The sequence below is a fragment of the Nisaea nitritireducens genome (assembly GCF_014904795.1).
In the GTDB taxonomy this organism is placed as follows: domain Bacteria; phylum Pseudomonadota; class Alphaproteobacteria; order Thalassobaculales; family Thalassobaculaceae; genus Nisaea; species Nisaea nitritireducens.
The window spans coordinates 44,913-66,136 of the sequence record NZ_JACZFS010000047.1; the positions used below are offsets into that span (position 1 = coordinate 44,913).

Sequence of the window (21,224 nt, forward strand, 5' to 3'; positions counted from 1 at the left end):
TGCAAAGAGGGAGCGAATGCATGTCCTGGAAGGGTCGTCTGGATCACATTCACATCTGTGCCAAGGGCGCGGAGGCCATGACCGAGCTGCGGGAAGCAAAACTCGTCGCGGGGCAGGGGATCGAGGGGGATCGGTATTTCCTCGGCACCGGCACCTATTCGGACAAACCGGCGCCCGACCGGCAGGTAACCCTGATCGAGAGCGAGACGCTCGCGGCGCTGGCGCGGGATCACAATATGGAACTCACCCCGGTCGAAAGCCGCCGCAATCTGACGGTGACCGGCGTGCCGCTCAATCATCTTGTCGGCAAACGTTTCCGGGTCGGTGATGTGGTGCTTTATGGCGGCCGGCTGAACACACCCTGCAAGTATCTCGACGATCTGCTGGGCAAGAAGTTGTTCAAGCTGTTGTTGAATCGCTCCGGCCTCAATTGCGAGATCGTCGAGGGCGGTACGATACGGCCCGGGGACACGGTCGAACCGGCGGAATGAGGAGGGTGTCTTGAGTGTGAAGCGGATCGTCGCAAATCTCGCGGTCCCGGATGTGGCCGCGACTACGAAATTTTATCGCGATCTGTTCGATCTTGAACTGGAGATGGATCTCGGCTGGATCGCAACCCTGGGCTCTGAAGAGCATATGCGGGTGCAGTTCAGCTTGATGCGCGAAGGCGGTTCAGGTGCGCCGGTGCCAGACATCTCCGTCGAGGTGGACGACCTCGACGGGATGCTGGAAAAGGTGAAGGCAGCCGGTTACGAGATCGAGTACGGCCCGGCTGACGAGCCTTGGGGCGTGCGCCGTTTCTATCTGCGTGATCCCGAAGGGCGGCTCGTGAACGTGCTGACGCATCTCTGAGGCGAACTCAGAAATGAAAGTCCGGCAGTGCGTTGAAGGCGCTTTTCAGCGCATCGCCCCAACCTTGTGAAATGGTCAGGTAGTACGGGTCGTCAGCAGTGATCCGGCGCTCGTGACCGATCTCGAAGCTGTCTTCTTCGTAAGTCATGACATCGATCGGCAGGCCGACGGAGAGGTTGGCCTTCACGGTCGAGTCGAAAGAAACCAGCAGGAGTTTGACGGCTTCCTCGTAGGTCATCGTCGGCTCGAACGCGCGCAGGATGATGGGGCGGCCGTACTTGGTCTCGCCGATCTGGAAGAAAGGTGTGTCCTCCGAGGCTTCCAGGAAGTTGCCTTCCGGATAGATCAGGAACAGGCGGGCGCCGCCGCCACGGATCTGGCCGCCGAGCATGATGGTCGCATCGAAGGTGGAATCCGCACGCTCGCCCGTGGGCGAGGCGGTCCGGATGACATCGCGCAGCAACTCGCCGACCTGCCGGGCGACATCGAACATGGACGGTGCGTCCAGAATGGACGGGTTGCGGTCTTCGGGCGCCTTTGTGCGCTCGTCGAGCATGCTGACGACCGTCTGTGTCGTCGCCAGATTGCCGGCGGTCATCATGGTGATCACCCGCTCACCGGGCTTCGACCAGGTGAACAGTTTCTTGAACTGGGAAATGTTATCGACACCCGAATTGGTACGAGTGTCCGACATGAACACGAGACCCTTCTCCAGCCGAAGGCCGACGCAGTAGGTCATTCTTTTAGTGTGCTCCGAACGCGCGGTTACTGTTGTTCCACCTGGAGGCTAACGGAGAAGGATTCGACGCTATCGCCGAAACGCATCCCGGACACAGGTGCCGCTTCTTTATAATCCAAACCACAGGCGACACGAACATATCGTTGATCGGGCGAAATGACATTCGAGACGTCGAACCCAACCCAGCCGATATCGGCAAGGAAGACCTCCGCCCAAGCATGCGCCGCTTCCTGATCAATCCGGTCGTCCATCATGAGATAACCGCTGATATAGCGGGCCGGAAACCCAATTTCACGGGCTGCGGCGATCAGTATATGGGTGTGATCCTGACAAACACCATGCCCCGCCTTCAAAGCTTCTTCCGCGGTTGTGGTCACCTCGGTCCGGCCGGTCTCGTAGGCGACCCGTTCGCGAATCAGGGCCGAAAGCATATGCATCCGGGTAAGATCGGATTTCTCCTCCCGGAGCGACTTCAGCAGCTTTCTCAGTTCGGGTCCGGCCAGCGTGGCAGGGGTTTCGCGGCGGTAATACCAGAGTGGAGCATGCTGCACTTCAAATCCGAGCACACCGTGGGTCTCGTGCGTATCGATCTCGCCTTCGCAGAGGATCGTCATTTCGCTCTGGCCGGGTTCGATACTGCTCAGGATAACGTGATTGGCGTGCTGGTCTGTAAAGCTGAGTTCCTGTTTGGCGCCTTCGAGACTCACATTCCAGTTCACAATCGACTGCATAGGTGACGGACGCGGCGTCTTGCGAAGCTGCTGGAGTGCGAAATGGACAGGCGTATCATAGTGATAGCTTGTCCTGTGGGAGATCCTGAGACGCATGATCAGCTATAAAATCTATAATCTTGTTCGATCTGGCCGCTGAGTTGCCCGGTATCCTGAATGAAACCTTTCAGAAACTCGTGCAGCCCGGAGGCTAGGATAGAGTCAATGGGTTGCCTGTCCAGCTTGCTGAACATTTCCGTTGCCTGCTCCGCGCATTCGCTGCGTTCGCCGTAGCGGTTCGAGAGCTGGTCCAGGTTATCCACGATCTCTTCCATGCAATGGGCAATGGACCGGGGCATCGAGCGGTCGAGGATCAGGAAATCAGCAATGCTGGTCGGGTTGATATCCTCGCCGTTCAGCCATCGGTAGGACCTGTTTGCAGAGACGGAGCGCAATATCGTCTCCCACTGCACATTGTCCAGTGACGAGCCGATATGGGAGAGAGACGGTAGCAGGACGTAGTATTTCACGTCCAGAATGCGCGCTGTGTTGTCGGTCCGCTCGATGAAGGTGCCGAGGCGGGCGAAATTATAGATATCGTTCCGCAGCATGGTGCCGACGAGCGTGCCGCGCACCAGTGTGCTCTGCTGTTTGATGGTTGCCAGAACGGACGGCAGGTCCCGTTCCCGGATCGGCCGCTGCAGAGCCTGATCCAGCACCATCCAGCATTCGTTCGTTGCTTCCCAGACCTCCCGGGTCAGCGCGGTGCGTACCAGTCTGGCGTTCGTCCGTGCCTGCTCAATGACATAGCGGACACTTGAGGTGTTGTCCCGGTCGCGGAGCAGGAAATCGACAACGTTCGGAGCATTGTACTCGCTGTGGCGGGCAACGAAGCCTTCCGTCACGCCGGCGGTGGCGATCACGGATTGCCATTCACTGGTCGCCGCGCTTGAGCGGGTGAGGGCGATGCGGAAGCCGGCTTCCAGAAGGCGCGCGAGATTTTCGCTGCGCTCAAGATAGCGGAACATCCAGAACAGGCCGCCTGCGGATTTGCCGAGCATCAGTCCTCCAGCACCCAGGTGTCCTTGGTCCCGCCGCCCTGACTTGAATTCACCACGAGAGAACCCTTTTTCAGGGCCACACGGGTAAGGCCGCCGGGCGTGATGTCGATCCGGTCGGGAGAGACCAGGACGAACGGGCGAAGATCGACGTGGCGCGGAGCAAGACCGGCCTTGGTCAGGATCGGAACCGTGGACAGCGCCAGAGTCGGTTGGGCGATGTAATTTTCCGGCCTGGTTTTCAGCAGTTTCCGGAAGCGGGCAATCTCACGTTTGCTGGCGGCGGGGCCGATAAGCATGCCGTAACCGCCTGAGCCGTGTACTTCCTTGACGACCAGCTGTTCCAGATTGTCGAGGACATAGGCAAGCGAGTCCGGCTCGCTGCAGCGCCAGGTATCGACATTCTTCAGGATCGGCGTCTCGCCCGTATAGAACTCGACGATATCCGGCATGTAGGAATAGACGGCCTTGTCATCCGCCACACCGGTGCCCGGCGCGTTCGCGATGGTGATGCCGCCGGATCGGTAGACATCCAGAATGCCCGGCACGCCCAGCATGGAGTCCGGATTGAAATTCATCGGGTCGAGATACTCGTCATCGACCCGGCGGTAGATCACGTCGATCGGCTCGTAACCGCGTGTGGTCCGCATGGCAACGCGGCCGTCGATCACGCGCAGGTCGTGCCCCTCGACCAGCTCGGCGCCCATCTGGTCGGCCAGGAAGGAATGCTCGAAATAGGCGGAATTGTGGATGCCGGGCGTGAGCACCGCGATGGTCGGCCGGCCATTACAGGCGCTCGGCGCGGAGCGTGCGAGGGTACGCCGCAGGTTCTTTGGATAGTCACCGACATTCTGCACCGGTATGCGCGAGAACAGCTCCGGGAACATCTGCATCATGGTTTCCCGGTTCTCCAGCATGTAGGAGACGCCGGAAGGCGTGCGGGCATTGTCTTCAAGCACGAAGAATTCATTGTCGTCGGTACGCACCAGATCGATACCGACGATATGTGTGTAGACGCCACCCGGTGGATTGACGCCGATCATTTTCGGCTCGAAGGCACTGTTTTCGGCGATCAGCCGTTCCGGTATGCGCCCGGCCTTGATGATCTCCTGCTGGTGATAGAGATCGTAGAGGAACGCGTTGATGGCCCTTACACGCTGCTCGATACCACGCGCCAGCTTGGACCATTGCCACGCCGAGAGGATGCGTGGAACGACGTCGAACGGGATCAGCCGTTCCGTGTTCTCCGTATCACCATAGACATTGAAAGTGATGCCGGTCCGGCGGAAAAAAGTCTCCGCTTCTGCCGATTTTCTGAGCAGCTGACCCGGATCCTCTGAGTTGACCCAGTCATGATACTCGCGATACGGCTCGCGGACATCGCCTCCGCCACCGAACATCTCATCGTAATCGTTTTTGCTTTCTGACATTGTTCGAAATTAGAGCAATTTATCTGGGTATTTCGCAAGTGCGAAGATTCCCGGTGGGCGATAATTGCGCTGTCAGAGTTGGTTTTGGGTGGCTTTTTTCTGCCCGGAAAAGTCGCAGTTTCCAAAGGCATTCGCTGGGCTGGTTCGTTAGGCTTCCGAGCCTAGATATTCGAGAAGTTCCGAGCTCACCACATCCATCAGCATAGATCGGGTGATCTGTGATTTCAGGACATAGCGGTTGATCTCGTCGTTCTCTCTGGCTTCCCGTTCGGACATTAAACCCGGCTGTCCGGTGCGCAGAATAATCCGGATATCGTCCTGACACAGTGTTTCCCGGATATAATGCGCCAGCTTGAGGCCTGCGTCCGGTGTTTCCATCACCACGTCAAGCAGGATGACCGAGATACCGTCGCATTTGCCCAGAACGTCGATCGCTTCGGCGCCGGAATATGCGTGGTGAAAATGGAGCGGGCGGCCGAGCATCATCTCTCCGCCGAGAGCGAACAGTGTCGATTGATGTACGTCCGCATCGTCATCGACAATGAGAATGCGCCACGGCATCTGGCTCTCTGGACCGCACTCGGCATCCTCTTCGACGTCTGAGTCCTCATCCATGAAAACCAGCGCATCATCGTCTTCTTCGATGTTGTTTGCGTATGGCCTATACGATCCCATGCCAGCCCCGAATACTTCCCATCCCTTGATCATGCCACCACCTGAGTGCTTCTGCTCATACCTGGTTTATAACGTGGCTCCGCTTTTCGAGCGGGCAAGGCCATTTTACAAACCGAGTATTAAGCCGAACTTAATAGGGCGGGTTCAAACGCGGGAATTTTCGGATTTTTGGGATTGGTCGTCGGTAGGCATTCCGGCGCCAAATGACGCCGGAATGCGTCGTGCCGTCAGCCGACGAAGGCGCGCTCGACCACGAATTCGGCAGGCTTGTTGTTCGCACCTTCGTTCAGGCCAGATTTCTCCAGAAGCTCCTTGACGTCTTTCAGCATCGCCATGGAGCCGCAGATCATGCCGCGATCCGTTTCCGGATTGAGCGGCGGTACACCCAGATCCTCATAGAGCTTGCCGCTTTCCATAAGATCGGTGATGCGGCCCATCTTCGGGCTCTCTTCGCGGGTCGTGGTGGAATAGAGCGTGAGCTGGGCCCGGGCAAGCTCGCCGAATACCTCGTCCTCTTTCAGCGAGGTAACAAGATCCTTGCCGTAATCCAGCTCCGCAACTTCCCGGCAGGTATGGGTCAGAATCAGCTCGTCGAATTTCTCGTAAGTCTCCGGATCGCGGATTACGGAGGCGAAGGGCGCGATGCCGGTGCCGGTGGAGAACATGTAGAGCCGTTTGCCCGGGGTCAGGGCGTCATTGACCAGTGTGCCGGTCGGCTTCTTGCGCATCAGCACGGTGTCGCCCGGCTGGATCTTTTGTAAATGCTCGGTGAGCGGGCCGTCCGGAACCTTGATGGAGTAGAATTCGAGTGCCTCGTCCCAGGACGGGCTGGCGATGGAATAAGCGCGATAGACCGGCTTCTCCGCGTTCGGCAGACCAATCATGACGAACTCGCCGGAGCGGAACCGGAAGCTTTGCGGCCGGGTCATGCGGAAGCGGAACAGGCGGTCCGTATAGTGCTGCACTTCGGTCACGGTTTCGGCGAAGACACCGTCCGGGATCGGAAAGCCGCCGGTGCCGCGCTCTTCGGCGCTGGCGGGAGTCGCCGCGTGACTGTCCATCATGTTCATTTACCTGCTCACCTGTTGCGAGGGCCGGCTGGCACCGGTACCGCCGGTCATGATCCGGCGATCTGGATTTTGTCGGCCCGTTGAAAGGACGACGACCGCCGTTTTCTAGCGTTGGCGGTCGCCGGGATCAATCTTTCCATGCGGGATGGGACCTTCGGTCCGTGCCGTTGCATGGCTCTGAGATGGTTGAAAGAGGATCAGGCGGCTGCCTGATTCCGGTTGTTCCGATCTTGCTGGTCGCCACGGCTTACGGAGCCGTCGGCGTTGAAGTGGATGCCACATTCCGTCTTGTCGGATTGCGCCCAGCGACCGGAGCGGACGTCACCACCGACAGCGGCGGGGTCGGTGCAAGGCGCGCAGCCGATTGATGTGTAGCCCTGTGCCTGCAACGGGTGGCGCGGCAGGTCCCGGACGGTGAATTCGGTATCGATCCTGGACGCATCCCAATCCGCGAGCGGGTTCAGGCGGATGCGTTCGCCGAATTGCTCGATCATCTCGATTTCGGAACGCAGGCCGCCATGGGCGCGTTTGCGACCGGTGATGATTAGGCCGAACGGCTGGATGGCCTGGCGCATCGGCAAAACCTTGCGAAGGTTGCAGCAGGCATCGGGATCGCTCTGCCAGAGCGTGCCGTCCCGGTCCTGACGCCGGATCAGCGCGGTCGACGGGGTGGCGTTGCGGATATCGGTAAGGCCCAGCCGGGCTGCCAGCTGGTCTCGATAACGCAGGGTCTCCTCGAAATGCTTTCCGGTATCGATGAAGATCACCGGCAGGTTCTTGTTCACTGACGCGACGATATCCAGCAGCACGGCGGATTCCGTGCCGAAGGAGGCGATCACAGCGCTGCGGCCGGGAAATTCCTCTTCGGTCAGGGCGGCGAGCATATCTTGCTCGTTCAGGCTTCCATATTCATCGCTCAACCGCCGGTGCAGAGCCGCCGTTTCTGCTTCGCTCTGGTCCCAGGACCGGGAGACAGTGTCCTCGTGTATCCGTTCGATTGCTTGCGCCATGCTCGTTCTATCCTTCCAGCGTCGCTCGCAGGCGTCCCTCAGCGATTGGGCATGCCCCACCAATTGGACAAGACGGCCCGTTGACGGAATCGGTCCGTCTTTTTCATCACTCAGGTCATGCAAGACCGCGTAGGACGCGGCATGCCCGCCACTCGGTTCGGGCCCACGGGAACGTACCCGTGGCGCTTTAGCAGTTGGTGACGCGGATGCAAGCTGCCCTGTCAAATCCCGCGGGAATGGTTATCCGTTCCGATCCTGAAGGTAAGGACGGTGCGGGGGAGGGTCAACGTGCTGAAAAGGCGGAAAAGTTAAATAAACCGAACCGTTCCCGGATCGGCTTTCGCCGGATTAATTCCGTCTGCGGCCACGGCGCTGGCGAGAAGATTCTTTGCTCTCTCCATCGCCGAGAAGTTCGGCTGTGGCCCCTGTCAGGGTGCCGCAAGCCGCCACGATGGCGGTCATGTCGGGAGTGCCGCCCTTGGTGTGGCCTTCCAGTGCCTGCCGCATGGCACGGACATGCTCCGGCGTGGTGCCGCAGCAGCCGCCGATAATCCGGGCGCCGAGATCGACCGCGAGACCGGCATAGGCCTGCATCAGCTCCGGGGTGCCGTTGTAGCGGACTTCGCCGTCCTCGAAGACCGGAATGCCGCAATTGGCTTTGGAGATCAGAATGTCGTCAGCTGCGAGGCTTTCGCGGGCGCTGAGCAGGCCGACGAGCAGGTCCGACGCACCGGTGCCGCAATTGCCGCCAAAGCCGACCGGTTTCACGGCGCGCGCATGCATCATCTCCACCAGGCGCTGGGGCGTCATGCCCATCATGGTGCGGCCATTGGTATCGAAAGAGAGAGTGCAGACCGCCGGAATGCTGACCTCGTCCGCTGCGTCCAGTGCGGCCGTCAGCTCCTCTTCGGAGGAGATGGTCTCGATCCAGGCAACATTGGCACCGCCATCCTTCAGGCCGCGCATCTGGGCGGCGAAGGCGTTCTTTCCGTCTTCTATGGTAAGCGGGCCCAGCGGCTCGTAAAGGTCGCCAGTCGGTCCTACGCTGCCGGCATTGACGATCGTCCGGCCGCTCTCGGCAATTTCCGCCGCGAGCAGTTCGGCGGCTGCCTTGTTGATCTCGTAGACCTTGTCTTCCAGCTTGTGCAGCTTCAGCCGGTTCGCCGTGCCGCCGAATGTGTTGGTCAGGACGATGTCACTGCCTGCCTCAATGAAGTCCCGGTAATGTGCCCGGACTTTTTCAGGCTCTTCCAGATTCCACAGCTCCGGTGCGTCGCCATGTTGCAGGCCGCGTGCGAACAGGTTCGTGCCGGTGGCGCCGTCGGCCAGCAGCCAGGGGCGGGTTGCAAGCATTTCGGAGAGAAGATTTGTCATGGCGGCGGTCCCGAAGCTGGACTTGTCTCTGATTGGTAGGGCAGCATTACCGGTCTGAATACCGGATTGTAATCACGTTGATTGCGCACATGCCGACACTATGTGTCGTTGACCGCCGGTTTATCCGCACCGACAGGAGTTCTTATGGCCGCCGATGTTATCGACTACCGGATCGAAGGGGATCACGCCCCGCTCCTGACAGTCACCCTGGACCCTGGCGAGGCGGTGCAGGCCGAGGCCGGCGCCATGGTGTTGATGGACCAGCACATCAAAATGACCACGGAGCTGTCCGGCGGTCTGCTTGGCGGACTGTTCCGCAAGTTCTCCGGCGAGAGTCTGTTTCTGACCTATTTCGTGAACGAAGGCGATGAACGGCAGGATGTGTCCTTTGCCGGCTCCATGCCGGGGCAGATCCGGGCCATGGACCTCAGCCAGAATGACGGTCTCTTCTATTGTCAGAGGGATGCCTATCTCTGCAGCGCCCGCGGCGTCGATGTCTCCATCGCGCTGACCCGCAAGCTTGGCGCGGGCTTCTTCGGCGGCGAGGGACTGATCCTGCAGAAGCTGGAGGGCGACGGTCTCGCCTTCCTCAATGCCGGCGGCACACTGGTGGAGCGTGAACTTGCCGCGGGGCAACGAATCACCGTCGATACCGGCTGCCTCGTCGGTTTCTCCGGAACGTGCGACTACGACATTGCTTTCCAGAAAGGCATCAGGAATTTGGTGTTCGGTGGTGAGGGGATCTTTGTGACACACGTCACGGGCCCCGGCCGCGTCATCGTGCAGACCCAGCCGATTGCCGAACTCGCCATGTCGCTGGCCCGGCTGATGCCGAAAGAGAGCGACTGATCGAGGCAAAATCCGGGAACACAAAAACCGCCGCTCGGCATGCGAGGGCGGTTCCGTGTTTGGATCGGGTAGTTAGCCGCCGGAGCGGCGAAGCCCTGAAGCTCTAGAAGCCCTCGCGCTCCATGCGCTTGCGCATCAGCTTGCGGTAGCGGCGGACGGCTTCAGCCTTCTCGCGCGCCCGCTTTTCGGACGGCTTCTCAAAGTTGCGGCGCAGCTTCATTTCCCGAAAGACACCTTCGCGCTGCATCTTCTTCTTAAGCGCGCGCAGTGCCTGATCAATATTGTTATCGCGGACCGTTACATGCACGAAACCCGACCTCCAAAACAATTGTGCGAATTCAGAACGCAGTATGCCCCGGGGAAATTCGCCCCCCTGAGACAAGAACGCGGTGTGTATCACAAGAGATTGCCGCTTGCAAAGGCCGAGCGTGCATAAATCACGCGGCTTTTGCATGGCGGCATTGCAATCTGTTCTCGGCGCCAATCTGACGCACGCACATTATAGCCGAGAGTTTACCAAATGGGGAGAGGGTTCTATATCCATGAGATGACAGCAAAACAGATCGTACGCATGGGCGCGCCGGTGCTCAGCCGCCGGGCCGATGAAATTCCGGACCCGGCCTCGGAAGAGATCGCGGCCCTTGCCGAAGACATGGCCGACTCGATGGCGGCAGCCGGTGGCGTTGGCCTCGCGGCGCCGCAAATAGGCATCCCGAAACGCATCATTGTCTTCAAGGTGCCGGGCGAGCGGACAACGGCAGCTGCGAATGACGGACCGCTGGAGCTGCAGGTCCTGATCAATCCGGTAATCGAGCCGCTCTCTGGCGAAATGGAGCTGGGTTGGGAAGGCTGCTTGTCCATTCCCGGCCTGAAGGGCGAGGTGCCGCGCTACCGGAAGATTGCCTATCGGGGCTTCGACCTGCAGGGTGAGAAGGTACTGCGTCAGGCGGAAGGCTTTCATGCGCGTGTGATCCAGCATGAAGTCGATCATCTGGACGGTATTCTCTATCCCGAGCGGATGACGGATATGCGCCGCTTCGGCTATGGCGAGGAACTGTTGCAGGCGGCGGTCGATGCATCGCCGGAAGACATTCGGGGAGACGGCGAATGACCGAAGACACCGATTCCGTTCTGGAACAACGCGAGGCGGAGCGCGACCGGGTGCTCGACTGCATCCTGCCGCATGTCATGTTCGACGGATGGAGCCGCAAGACCCTGCGCCATGGGGCGGAGGATGCGGGCATCTCCGTTACCGAGCTGGACCGTCTGTTTCCGGCTGGTGTCACCGACTGTATTGGCCATTTCCTGGACCGGGCCGACCGGGACATGGTGCAGGCCTTCCAGAGCCGGAACCCGTCTGCCATGAAAATCCGGGAGCGCATTGCCGCTGCCGTACGCATCCGTCTGGAGCAGGCGGCCCCACACAAGGAAGCGGTGCGCCGGACGCTGGCCTATCTCGCTATCCCCGGTCATGGCGGGCTCGGTACCCGCAGTCTTTACAAGACAGTGGATGCGATCTGGAAGGCCGCGGGCGATACCGCGACCGATTATAATTTCTATACCAAGCGCGGGCTGCTCGCGGCGGTCTACAGCTCGACCCTACTGTTCTGGCTGAACGATACGTCGGATGATTACGCGGAGACCTGGGCGTTTCTCGACCGCCGGATCCAGAACGTCATGCAGATCCCGAAGCTGACCGGCCGTCTGAAAGAAGCCGGCGCAAAGCTGAAGAACCCGTTCGAGGCGCTGAAAGCCTGCGCCCCGAAACGGCGTCCTCCCTTTGCAGGCGCGCGGTAGATCGGCTCCCTGTGAGCTGAAGAGGCCGGGGCTGATTATGTTGTCGGCAGATTGTCGATGCAGAGAGTGCGTTGCATTTCTTCCAGCGTCAGATTCTGGTTTTCGTTAGGCGAGGTGGAGGAAGGATCGCTGGGCGGCAGGTAGTCTCCATGCCGTTGCTTTCTCGAATCGGGAATAGGGATCTCGAGAGGTGTCTTGTCTAGATGCGTAAAAGTACCATCGCGATAGCCTTTATAGCCGAGTGCCGAGCCCGCGATATCGTCTGCATAGATAAATGCTTGCAGCAGATCGCCTGCGGGATAGGCGAAACGGAGCACCTTGTCATTCACCGATGACATGACAGTAACGCGTTTTGCTTTGGTGGCTGCTTGCCGGTACACGGCTGGATTGCTGAGGCACGTATCGTCGACGGCTCCTGCCATCAAGCAGATCTGATCAATCGATCCGTCGAATGTTCGCGGTAAGCCTTTGATGGTTTCCAAGGCAACGCGGCACCCTTTGCTGTGAGCCGTGAACGACAATGTGGGTTTCGAAAGCCTGTCCCAGGTCTCCCTTATATAGGCGCTAAAAGATGACGCCGTATCATCGGCGTCTACACCTTCGAACGAATAACCGAGGGGGCCAAAATAGCTGTCTCCGGGCCAGAGAACGCCAACCAGGGCGTCTCTTCCTGAGGTGGCAAGTCCGTCCGCCAAACGTGAAAGCGAGACAATGCCTTCGTCCCTGCTGACGTTAAATCCATGAATCAGGAAGACGATGTCCTTGGCTGCACTCAGGTCTGCTTCTGAGCAGGAACTTTCTCCGATTGGAATGAATTCCGGTCTGCTTCTAACCGCTCCACCGACACGGCTCATCCGGAAGTCCAAGATGCATTTGACCGGGCTCATCGAAGCTGTTTCAGCTGTTTGCCGTATGCCTGAAGGCTGGAGGCTATGTCTTTTGCGACTGGCGCTATCGGCACGGCAATGAAGCCAATCAGCAGGCTCAGGAAGAAGAAACTCCAGTCGATGGAGGTGGATGTGCCGGTACTGATCCCGCTTCCAAGATATTGATTTCCGCATAAACCGATCAAGACCGAGATCAGGAGGGCGAATCCAGCCGCACTGATACGGTTGAAGGCCGTGTGATGCGCCTCTGCGAGACCGAGTAGGGCTTCGATCCGTGTGTCGACGGCTGTCTCAAAGCGGGCAAGTGTATTGCGTTCCGGATCCGTAAGCTCTTCCGACTTGGAAATTTTCCCGGCGATTAACGTAAGAGCCTTGGCGTCTATGCTCCCGAGATGCGCGGCCATCACTTTAGCTGTGTCCGGAGTGAGGCCGATACGGACGCCTTGGCGCAGCGTTTTTCCTAACTCACCCTTGGCGCGTCCGTTGAGATATTGAGCCCTGATCAGTTCTTCCGATGCTTCTCCATAGGCGTATTCGAGAGCCCCTTCCAGAAACGTCAATCGATCCTTGATATGGGTGAGGCCTCTGATGGCGAATCTGGGCCAGATCTTCAGTGCGTCCACGATCCCGAAACATGCGGTTCCGAGCGCGCCCGCCGCGAGGACGACGGTCGCAAGTATTTCCACAAGGCCCATTGTGTCGGCCATGGCTCTAATCTCCCGACGTGTTCTTTATCTCCCCTGATCCGCCAGCAGAGTATCTCAGTTTGGTTTTAAATTGCATTGTTAAATACACGTAAATAGGGAGTTCCGAGTTGCAGAATGGAAGCTTTGTTTTATGCCGGGGGGGAAGAAAAACGGCGCGGAGATTCTCCGCGCCGTTTTCTCTTATCGATGTTTAAGGGGTGGTTAGCGCGTCAGAACAGCCTCAATGCCGGCGGCGACTGACAAGGTCTTCGCATCACCCATCGTCTCGCCCATGACCATCAGGCCGACCGGTGCCGTGCCTGCTTCGTGGCAGGGCAGGGAGACGGCGGAGCGGTCGAGGAAGTTGCCGAGGGACGGGTTGCGCAGCATCAGCAGGTTCGTCGTGTGGTAGAGGTGCTCGTCGGTCTCAAGGCTGGCGATGCTCGGAGCGATTTGCGGCACGGTCGGCATCAGCACGGCGTCGTAGTCCCGCGTTGCCGCATTGGCGACGGTCTGGATCTCGACCCGGCGCCGGCTCAGGATCACATAATCTGCTGCCGTCATTTTAGCGCCGCCCTGGATACGGCTGGCCACACGCGGGTCATAGGCGCTTTCCTTGCGGGACAGCAGCTCGCGGTGGATTGCATAGGCCTCGGTCGGGGCGAAACCACCCGCCTTGTTGGAAGCCGGGATCTCCAGCAGCCATTCGAAGCTCTTCTCTTCCAGCAGCGCCCCGGCGGCCGACAGTTTGTCGAGCGCGGCCTCGAAAGCCTTGGCGACATGCTCGTCCATATCGTCCATCACCATGGTGCCCGGCACCACGAGACGCATGCCCTTGACCGAAAGCGGTGCGACCTCCGATGGCGCCTCTCCGGCCATGATCGCATCCAGCAATGCGCAGCAATCGACGGAGCGGGCCAGCGGGCCGATGGAATCGAGCGCCCATGACAGCGGGAAAGCACCATCGGTCGGCACCCGGCGGGCCGTTGGCTTGAAACCGGTCAGACCGTTCAGCGCAGAGGGGATGCGCACCGACCCGCCGGTGTCCGTGCCGATGCCCGCGGCAGCCATACCGTCGGTGACGGAGATCGCGGCGCCGGAGGATGAGCCACCCGGAATGCGGCCGGTCTCCCGGTCGAACGGGTTTTTCGGCGTGCCGTAATGCGGGTTGAGGCCGAGGCCGGAGAAGGCGAACTCGGTCATGTTGGTGCGGCCGAGGATCACCGCACCGGCGGCCCGGAGGCGGGCAACGACCGGCGCGTCCTCGTCGGCTGCCGGCTCACCCTTGCGGGCGACGGATCCGGCCATCGTGACGCGGCCCCTGATGTCGAACAGATCCTTCACCGAAATAGGGATACCCGCGAGCGCGGAGGGTACTACGCCCGAAGCGCGCAGAGCGTCGCTTGCTTTCGCAGCAGCACGGGCGGGATCGGCAAAAACATCGGTATAGGCCCTGCCGCCTTCACCCTTTGCATCCCCGATCCGGGCGAGGGCTTCCTCCGTCAGTTTCTCCGAGCTTGTTTTTCCGGCGGCAAGATCGGCGGCGAGGTCTTTCAGGGGGGCGAACATGGGCTTAACTCACAAGTGGCAGGGAATGAATATCGTAGGCGTGGGAAATCGTGGCGCCGCGAACCGGGTCCTCGATCTCCATGGCAAAACGGCTGGCGGGACGAATACCGCCGATGGCGGCGAAGGTGCCGAGCATCATGACAGAACCGGATGGCAGGGCGCCATTGGCATAAAGTTCCATCATTTCCTCCGGGCGGCGCATGGCGGCAAGCGCTCCGTCCTGATAGGGGACTTCGGTACCGTCAATAGTGGCGCGAGCCCTGAGCCGGAGATCGTCCCAGTGATCCAGCAGATCGTCGAGCGGCCAGGCTTCCCGGGCGAGAATTTTTGGGCACATCTGTTTTGAGCCGGCGACCGAATAGGTCTCGGCGGCGCGGTCTGTGTGATCGGAGCCGACGGTCACCCAGATGCCTTCATCGGTGGAGACCAGCACGGCCTCGACTTCACCCGACGTATCCGGACCGACAACCTGGATGGCGTCATCCTGCATCAGCACATTGACGGCGTTGCGATAGAACAGCGGCGTTTCGCTCGGCGGGGTGACGCCAATGGCTTTCAACTCGTCGATGTGATGCTGGAGCGCGCCCGTATCACGGCCGGTCCAGCCGCCGACGATCAGGTCGGACACTGCGACAGCCAGCATGCCGCCGTCGGGTTTTTCAAATCGAAGCGTAACCGTGGCGCCGTCGCGCATGAGCGGTTCCCCCTATATCGTCGGATCGGTAGCCGATACGGCAAGAGAAGAAACGATATCCACTTCCGGTGCGTCGGGAAAGACGGCGGCGAGCAGTTTTACAAGAGTTTCACGCAGCGGCGGTCCTGGCGGCTGACCGACGGCTGCCAGATAGTGTGTCAGGTTATTTATGCCCGTCTGAAGAAGCGGTGCCTCCGGATCGGAAGACAGGGTGCTGAAGCGCTCGTAAAGTCTGCTCTGCTGGATTTTTTCAGCGTCGAACTCAAGCGCGGCAAGTTGCTTGCGGAAGCTTGCGATGTGCTCGTCTGCGGTTTTAGGTTTCAGGTGCCGGCGGATCGCGCGCAGAGGCACAATCACCGGATCCGCCCATTCTCTGGCGAGAGCAATTGCTTGATCAGTTTGGGCTCGGTCAAGAGCGGTCCCGCGGGAGCCCAGCCAGCAGCAAAGCAGGATAAGGTTCACGTCGAGCCCGAAGCGGTCCTGCAGAGCCAGGCATCCGGCGGCCACGTCTTCCCGACTATAGGTCGCGAGGGAATAGATCCAGAATGGGGTGTCAGGCACGCTCATACGTCTTGTCTAGCATGCAAAAGCGCCCTACCAAACTATTGTGCTTTGCGATATGACAGACCGTCTCATCATACAAATTGTAACGGATTGCCTTGTTGGAACAGGACCGCGAAGAACTGTCCCGCCGGCTCGAAGAGCTGAAGATAGAACACCGGGACCTTGATGACGTGATCGCGCGTCTGGCGGAAGACGGCCCGTTCAATCAGCTCCAGATCCAGCGCTTGAAAAAACGCAAGCTGCTCCTGAAAGATCAGATGATCAGGCTTGAGAGCGAGTTGCTTCCAGACATCATCGCGTGAACCGATTGGCCCTCAGCTAACGACTTCTCGGGCGGCCTGCCGAAGGATTTCGGTGGCCCTTGCAAGTTCATCCTCTGAAATGGTTAGGGGCGGTGACAGGGTGAGAAGCCGTCCGTCGGCTGAACCTGTATTGAGGCCGAGCCTGTAGCAGGCGTCTTTCAGAGCTTTTAGCTGGCTGGGATTTGAGCAAGCAACAGCCATGGAGAGTCCGAGGCCTGTTGCGGTCTCGTATGCTGGAACGTCCTCTGTCATCCGCTCCAGCGCAGACAAAGCGCTGCGACCTTTGTCGGCAGATGCAGCCACCAGATTTTCCGCATCGAGTATCTGCAGTGTCTCGATCCCGGAGCGTGCCAGGACCGGGTTTTTCTGGTGCGTGTAATGGCCGATCCCAAGATGACTGGCGACGTCAAGCTCGGCTCTGGCAATCACCGCCGAGAGCGGCAGAACGCCGCCGCCGAGGGACTTTCCAAGCACCGTCATATCCGGCGCGATGCCGGTATGCTCGCTGGCGAACTGCCGTCCGGTCTTTCCCAGACCTGTTGGTATCTCATCGAAGATCAGCAGGGTTCCGGCCTGGTCGCAAAGAGCCCGAACGTCCGGCCAGAACCAGTCCGGTGCGGTCTGCCCGGTGGACCTGACAGGCTCTGCGATGAGCGCGGCGATCTCGTTGCTTTCAATGATTCGCTTCAGGCCGTCGAATGAGCTCTGGGCGCAGATCTGCGGATCTTCCCCTCGTCGGCGAGGCCAATAGGATGGAGCGTGATGGCAGTCTTCAAGCGCCGGCAGGCCAACTCTCTCAGCGGCCGTTCCTCCAACCGAGAGCGCGCCGAGAGCGGCACCATGCCAGCTGCCGTCAAAGGCTACCGTGCCGGCCCGGCCGGTTGCGATATAGGCGAGCTTGAGGGCCATTTCGATGGCATCGGCACCAGAGGTGCCGAGCAGCACCTTTGCCGGGCCATAAGGCCAGCGGGCGGCCAGCATCTCTGCCAATTCGACTGGTGGTTCAGAGGTGAAGAGCCTTGGCGTAAAGCAGAGTGTATCGAGTTGTTCTTTCAGGGCGGCGATCAGTTTTGGGTGCCGGTAGCCTATGTTGTGGCAAGAGTTGCCATGAAAATCGAGGAAGCGATGACCGGTTTCGTCCGTCGCCCAGGCGCCCTCGCACGAGACGAAGGTATGGTCGACGGGGGTGGAACCTGCCTGATGCAGAAAGGCCGCTGCATCACGTATTTCCAATGTCGTCATTGCGCCTGCCTCCCCAGGATATCAGGTGCCGGGACTGAAGCACGAAGCCGGGGCGTGTGGAAGCGGTCAGTCCATGCTTGTAACTGCAAGCGCCGCTCCTATAATGCGGCGCTTCTTTGGCCTGCCCGGCCTGGCCCGGGGACCGGGTCGTGACGGAAGCAGGAATGCGTATATGGCCAAGGCCGGGACACCTCTTGTCGGTATCATCATGGGCAGCCAGTCTGACTGGGAAACCATGAAGGAAGCCGCACTCATTCTCGAAGCCCTCGACGTCCCGCATGAAACCCGGATTGTCTCTGCTCACCGGACTCCGGCCCGGATGGCGGACTATGCCGCGACGGCACGGGAGCGGGGGATCAAGGTGATCATTGCTGGCGCCGGCGGCGCCGCGCATCTGCCGGGTATGGTGGCCGCGCAGACCACGCTCCCCGTGCTGGGCGTTCCAGTCGAGAGCAAGGCTCTCAAGGGGATGGACAGTCTTCTCTCTATCGCCCAGATGCCCGGCGGTATTCCGGTCGGCACGCTCGCCATCGGCAAGGCGGGTGCGAAGAACGCGGGCTTGCTTGCCGCTGCGATCCTGTCGAATGAAGACGAAGCTTTGCATACCCGGCTTGATGCCTGGCGCAGGGCACAGACTGACTCCGTTGGTGACGTCCCGGTGGATGCCTGATGACTGACGTACTGGCTCCCGGTTCCGTCATCGGGATCATTGGCGGCGGTCAGCTCGGCCGTATGACGGCGCTGGCAGCGGCACCGCTCGGCTATCGCTGCCATATTTTCACGCCGGAAGAAAACAGCCCCGCTTCACAGGTGGCCGAGAAGACCACTGTCGCATCCTATGAAGACGAGAAGGCGCTGGCTGAATTCGCCGCAACCGTCGATGTCATCACCTATGAATTCGAGAATATCCCTGTCGATACGGTGCAGCGCCTTTCGAAACTGGCGCCGGTGCGGCCACGGCCGAGTGTGCTGGCCGTCTCGCAGCACCGCGTTGCCGAAAAGGATTTCGCGCGCGATTCGGGAGCGGCTACAGCGCCCTACAGGCATGTCACCGGTCTTGACCAATTGCGCGACGCTGTGTCGGAAATCGGCCGTCCCGCCGTCCTCAAGACATGCCGCTTCGGCTATGACGGAAAAGGTCAGGTCAAGATCACGGCGGAGACGGATCTTGCGGCGGCTTGGGCGTCGTTGAAGACAGACGATGCGGTGCTTGAAGGCTTCGTCTCCTTCGACAAGGAAGTCTCTGTCATTGTGGCGCGCGGCGCCGACGGTACAGCTTTGGCTTTCCCTGTGGCCGAAAACCATCATGTGGATCACATCCTCAGCACCAGCACCGTGCCGGCGAGCATTCCCGAGGCGACGGAGAAAGCTGCCCGGGCCACGGCCGTTGCTCTGGCGGAGCGGCTGGAGTTGGTCGGCCTTCTGGCTGTCGAAATGTTCGTGACCACAGAGGGCGAGGTTCTTGTGAACGAAGTTGCACCACGTCCGCACAATTCCGGACATTGGACGCAGGACGGCTGTGCCACATGCCAGTTCGAGCAACTCGTGCGCGCGGTAACGGGGCTGCCGCTGGGCCCGGTGGACGTGTTGTTCCCGACTGTCATGCAGAACCTGATTGGCAATGAGGCAGATCAGTGGCTGGATATCGCCGCCGAGCCGCACGCGAAGTTACACCTCTATGGCAAGGCGGAAGCCCGTCCGGGCCGCAAGATGGGCCACGTGAACCGGATCAAGGTTTCCTGATCGGAAGTTTTCCGTGTTGGAGGAAATAGCGGATTGCTTCACCCATCCGCTGTGCCCGGTCCGGAACAATGGTTGGGGCGGACCGCGGCTTCACCGGGTAAAGGTTCGGGAACAAAATGTCCCGTCCGTCACCGACAAATAAATATGATTTCTGCAGCCCGATGACCGGAATGCCGACCGAACACGCCAGAGCGAGCGCTGCCGTGCCGGGAGATACAGCCAGATCTAGGCAAGACATCAGCGCGGCGACGCGGTCCAGTTCCTTTGTCTGGTTCAGATCGGGAAAGTCATGAACTGTAATACCGGTTTTTTCCTGAAGCTCCCTGATTTCATCTGATGGGTCGCCGTATTGCAGATTTATCAGGGTGAAGCGTTCGGTCGGTATTTCCGCGATCAATTCCTCAAGGGTTAGATAAGCGATTTTTCGATGGTCTGTGATCAAGGTTCCGCTGCGCCAGCAGAGGCCGAGATATGGTGCGGGACCGCATTCCCTCAGGCGCTTTTGCCATTCCGACTGCATCATCCCATCGGCCTTGAGATATCCGTTTCGCGGTTCGGATTTAAGTGATCCGTGGCGATAGAGAGCCGGCAGGTCTCCGGATATCAGGCTATGGGTGAACCGGTGCTCGCTCTGAGCGTTTTGATAATTGTGAGTCGTCTCGCCATTTGGGCTGGGCTGTAATTGTTTCTCTATGAGATTCAATTTTGGAAAGCTGCGTTTCAAGAGGGGAAACAGGCGGGCGTCGGTCTCGACGGTCACTTGCTCGACCTCGTCCAGCAGATCAGGCAGGCAACTGAGATGTATGATGTCGTCGCCGATTCCCTGTTCCGACGCCACCAGGAGATGGCCGGGCTCGTCTTCGTTTGGAGTCCAGTGCATGGGCAGGTGGAAGCGTTTCGCGGCCTTGGCCATGCTCAGCCGACTTGGCCAGTATTTCCATCCTGTCTCGATATCGCCGATACTGAACGCCGAAAGGCTCAGGTTAAATCCGATGTCTCCAAACTTCGGCGAAACATTGAGGCCGTAGCGGGAGATGCGAATGGAGCTTTCGAACTGTCCGAGGTGATAGGTGGCCGTGGCAAGGGAGTTATAGGGGCCGATGAGTTCCGGGGTTAAAACCGCACCACGTTGAGCCGCCCTGGCGACGGACGCATATTTCAATTCGCTATAAAATTCGGCTGCGAGTTGTTCCCAGACCTTCGAAGACGAAGGCTTTACGATGGTCGCAAGTCGTTTTGGGAACAGGCCTTTCCAGCTGGTGGCTTGCTGGATATCGCCACCACGAAAATGGGCATAAAACTCGTGTCGACCAGGATCAAGCAGCATTCCCTGTTTAGCCACTTTGTCCGCAGCAGCGGTGTCTTTCAGGGCAGTGTGGGTTCTCTGCAAATGGAAATAAGGCTCGACGGAGTCTGGAGCCATTTTGCGAGCCTGACCGAAAGCCTCCAAGGCCATTTCGTATTTGTTGGTCGTGTAAAGGGCGGAGCCGAAGCGTAACCATGCTTCCGCATTGCCGGGCATGAGGCGAACCGCTTGCCCGGCTCTCTCCACTGCCTTGTCGGGGCGCCCTGTTTCCAGCGCAACAATGGCTGAATTCAGGAAGGCGGAACCCGATGCAGGATTGATAATGCATGCGTGTCCATAGGCTTCTTCTGCGCGAGCCAGATCGCCGGTGCTGCGGACGGCACTGCCGAAATGATCATGGTATGAAGCTGCCTCTGGCCGCTGGAGAATGGCCAATCGGATCAACCGGGCACCTTTTGTTGCGGCTCCCTGCTGAAATTCAAGAGTGCCCAGAAGGTGCAAAATGTCAGGGTTTGGCCCAACGGACGTAAGGAGTCTCTCGTAGATCGGCCGCGCTTCATCAAGGCGTCCAGCTTCATGCTGGGCGATTGCTTCGGTGAACAGTCGCTCGAGATTTCCGTTTTCCTGATTCACCGTGCCTGCTGCCGGTGTCATCGATAAGGAGCCC

The 21,224-nt window shown here is 59.6% G+C and carries 24 protein-coding genes; 8 read left to right on the forward strand and 16 right to left on the reverse strand.

Going from position 1 to position 21,224, the window contains the following annotated elements; translation table 11 throughout:
• Positions 1-20 precede the first annotated feature (20 nt).
• Together IG629_RS16055 and IG629_RS16060 are read left to right on the forward strand one after the other, a co-directional pair.
• A complete protein-coding gene (locus tag IG629_RS16055; RefSeq protein ID WP_193172952.1) occupies positions 21-491 on the forward strand; it encodes an MOSC domain-containing protein in 471 nt (156 codons plus the stop codon).
• Positions 492-507: 16 nt separating this feature from the next.
• Positions 508-852, forward strand: a complete 345-nt coding sequence (locus tag IG629_RS16060; RefSeq protein WP_319025114.1) for a VOC family protein — start codon at positions 508-510, stop codon at positions 850-852.
• A gap of 7 nt (positions 853-859) precedes the next feature.
• Here the strand turns inward: IG629_RS16060 and IG629_RS16065 are convergent, their stop codons facing one another.
• From IG629_RS16065 to bmt, 8 genes are all read right to left on the reverse strand, one after another.
• Positions 860-1,591 (reverse strand): proteasome-type protease, encoded by a 732-nt coding sequence (locus IG629_RS16065; protein WP_193172954.1) that lies wholly within the window; start codon positions 1,589-1,591, stop codon positions 860-862.
• A gap of 26 nt (positions 1,592-1,617) precedes the next feature.
• Positions 1,618-2,418, reverse strand: coding sequence for a transglutaminase family protein (locus IG629_RS16070; protein WP_028467370.1), 801 nt, complete (start codon positions 2,416-2,418; stop codon positions 1,618-1,620).
• A 2-nt stretch (positions 2,419-2,420) separates the two neighbouring features.
• Entirely contained in the window at positions 2,421-3,362 is a 942-nt protein-coding gene (locus IG629_RS16075) for an alpha-E domain-containing protein (RefSeq protein ID WP_028467371.1), read from the reverse strand.
• Positions 3,362-4,789: a circularly permuted type 2 ATP-grasp protein gene (locus IG629_RS16080; protein WP_193172955.1), complete on the reverse strand. Its 1,428-nt coding sequence runs from the start codon at positions 4,787-4,789 to the stop codon at positions 3,362-3,364. Before IG629_RS16080 ends, IG629_RS16075 begins: the two co-directional genes overlap by 1 nt.
• 147 nt (positions 4,790-4,936) lie before the next feature.
• Positions 4,937-5,497: a response regulator gene (locus IG629_RS16085; protein WP_193172956.1), complete on the reverse strand. Its 561-nt coding sequence runs from the start codon at positions 5,495-5,497 to the stop codon at positions 4,937-4,939.
• A gap of 194 nt (positions 5,498-5,691) precedes the next feature.
• Positions 5,692-6,534, reverse strand: a complete 843-nt coding sequence (locus IG629_RS16090) for a ferredoxin--NADP reductase (RefSeq protein WP_319025107.1) — start codon at positions 6,532-6,534, stop codon at positions 5,692-5,694.
• 197 nt (positions 6,535-6,731) lie between these two features.
• Positions 6,732-7,544 carry a phosphoadenylyl-sulfate reductase gene (locus IG629_RS16095; protein WP_193172957.1) on the reverse strand — a complete coding sequence of 271 codons (813 nt, stop codon included), beginning with the start codon at positions 7,542-7,544 and terminating at the stop codon, positions 6,732-6,734.
• Between the two features lie 348 nt (positions 7,545-7,892).
• Positions 7,893-8,918: a betaine--homocysteine S-methyltransferase gene (gene bmt / locus IG629_RS16100; protein ID WP_193172958.1), complete on the reverse strand. Its 1,026-nt coding sequence runs from the start codon at positions 8,916-8,918 to the stop codon at positions 7,893-7,895.
• A gap of 144 nt (positions 8,919-9,062) precedes the next feature.
• Here bmt and IG629_RS16105 point away from each other — a divergent pair, with 144 nt between their 5' ends.
• On the forward strand, positions 9,063-9,767 hold the full coding sequence (locus IG629_RS16105; protein WP_193172959.1) for a TIGR00266 family protein: 705 nt from the start codon (positions 9,063-9,065) through the stop codon (positions 9,765-9,767).
• A gap of 103 nt (positions 9,768-9,870) precedes the next feature.
• Here the strand turns inward: IG629_RS16105 and rpsU are convergent, their stop codons facing one another.
• A complete protein-coding gene (gene rpsU, locus IG629_RS16110) occupies positions 9,871-10,074 on the reverse strand; it encodes a 30S ribosomal protein S21 (RefSeq protein WP_028467376.1) in 204 nt (67 codons plus the stop codon).
• A 213-nt stretch (positions 10,075-10,287) separates the two neighbouring features.
• On the opposite strand from rpsU, the gene def reads away from it, so the two are divergent.
• The gene (gene def, locus IG629_RS16115; protein ID WP_226886832.1) at positions 10,288-10,878 is read left to right on the forward strand and encodes a peptide deformylase; all 591 of its coding nucleotides are present in this window, start codon (positions 10,288-10,290) and stop codon (positions 10,876-10,878) included.
• Entirely contained in the window at positions 10,875-11,564 is a 690-nt protein-coding gene (locus IG629_RS16120) for a COQ9 family protein (RefSeq protein ID WP_193172960.1), read from the forward strand. The genes def and IG629_RS16120 overlap by 4 nt, the downstream gene beginning before the upstream one ends.
• Positions 11,565-11,599: 35 nt before the next feature.
• Here the strand turns inward: IG629_RS16120 and IG629_RS16125 are convergent, their stop codons facing one another.
• From IG629_RS16125 to IG629_RS16145, 5 genes are all read right to left on the reverse strand, one after another.
• Positions 11,600-12,418, reverse strand: coding sequence for an alpha/beta hydrolase (locus IG629_RS16125; RefSeq protein ID WP_193172961.1), 819 nt, complete (start codon positions 12,416-12,418; stop codon positions 11,600-11,602).
• A gap of 29 nt (positions 12,419-12,447) precedes the next feature.
• A complete protein-coding gene (locus IG629_RS16130) occupies positions 12,448-13,158 on the reverse strand; it encodes a hypothetical protein (protein WP_193172962.1) in 711 nt (236 codons plus the stop codon).
• Between the two features lie 201 nt (positions 13,159-13,359).
• Complete coding sequence (locus IG629_RS16135) at positions 13,360-14,706, reverse strand: amidase (RefSeq protein ID WP_193172963.1); 1,347 nt, start codon at positions 14,704-14,706, stop codon at positions 13,360-13,362.
• A 4-nt stretch (positions 14,707-14,710) separates the two neighbouring features.
• Entirely contained in the window at positions 14,711-15,400 is a 690-nt protein-coding gene (locus IG629_RS16140; protein WP_226886834.1) for a DUF2848 domain-containing protein, read from the reverse strand.
• Between the two features lie 12 nt (positions 15,401-15,412).
• Positions 15,413-15,967 (reverse strand): TIGR02444 family protein, encoded by a 555-nt coding sequence (locus IG629_RS16145; protein WP_193172964.1) that lies wholly within the window; start codon positions 15,965-15,967, stop codon positions 15,413-15,415.
• 92 nt (positions 15,968-16,059) lie between these two features.
• On the opposite strand from IG629_RS16145, the gene IG629_RS16150 reads away from it, so the two are divergent.
• A complete protein-coding gene (locus IG629_RS16150; RefSeq protein ID WP_028467380.1) occupies positions 16,060-16,266 on the forward strand; it encodes a YdcH family protein in 207 nt (68 codons plus the stop codon).
• Between the two features lie 12 nt (positions 16,267-16,278).
• Here IG629_RS16150 and IG629_RS16155 read toward each other — a convergent pair whose 3' ends face one another.
• Positions 16,279-17,508 carry an aminotransferase class III-fold pyridoxal phosphate-dependent enzyme gene (locus tag IG629_RS16155; RefSeq protein ID WP_193172965.1) on the reverse strand — a complete coding sequence of 410 codons (1,230 nt, stop codon included), beginning with the start codon at positions 17,506-17,508 and terminating at the stop codon, positions 16,279-16,281.
• A 172-nt stretch (positions 17,509-17,680) separates the two neighbouring features.
• Here IG629_RS16155 and purE point away from each other — a divergent pair, with 172 nt between their 5' ends.
• A complete protein-coding gene (gene purE / locus IG629_RS16160) occupies positions 17,681-18,178 on the forward strand; it encodes a 5-(carboxyamino)imidazole ribonucleotide mutase (RefSeq protein WP_193172966.1) in 498 nt (165 codons plus the stop codon).
• On the forward strand, positions 18,178-19,251 hold the full coding sequence (locus IG629_RS16165) for a 5-(carboxyamino)imidazole ribonucleotide synthase (protein ID WP_193172967.1): 1,074 nt from the start codon (positions 18,178-18,180) through the stop codon (positions 19,249-19,251). The genes purE and IG629_RS16165 overlap by 1 nt, the downstream gene beginning before the upstream one ends.
• Here IG629_RS16165 and IG629_RS16170 read toward each other — a convergent pair.
• The gene (locus IG629_RS16170) at positions 19,238-21,211 is read right to left on the reverse strand and encodes a tetratricopeptide repeat protein (protein ID WP_193172968.1); all 1,974 of its coding nucleotides are present in this window, start codon (positions 21,209-21,211) and stop codon (positions 19,238-19,240) included. The two genes, IG629_RS16165 and IG629_RS16170, sit on opposite strands and share 14 nt — an antisense overlap.
• Positions 21,212-21,224: the final 13 nt, after the last annotated feature.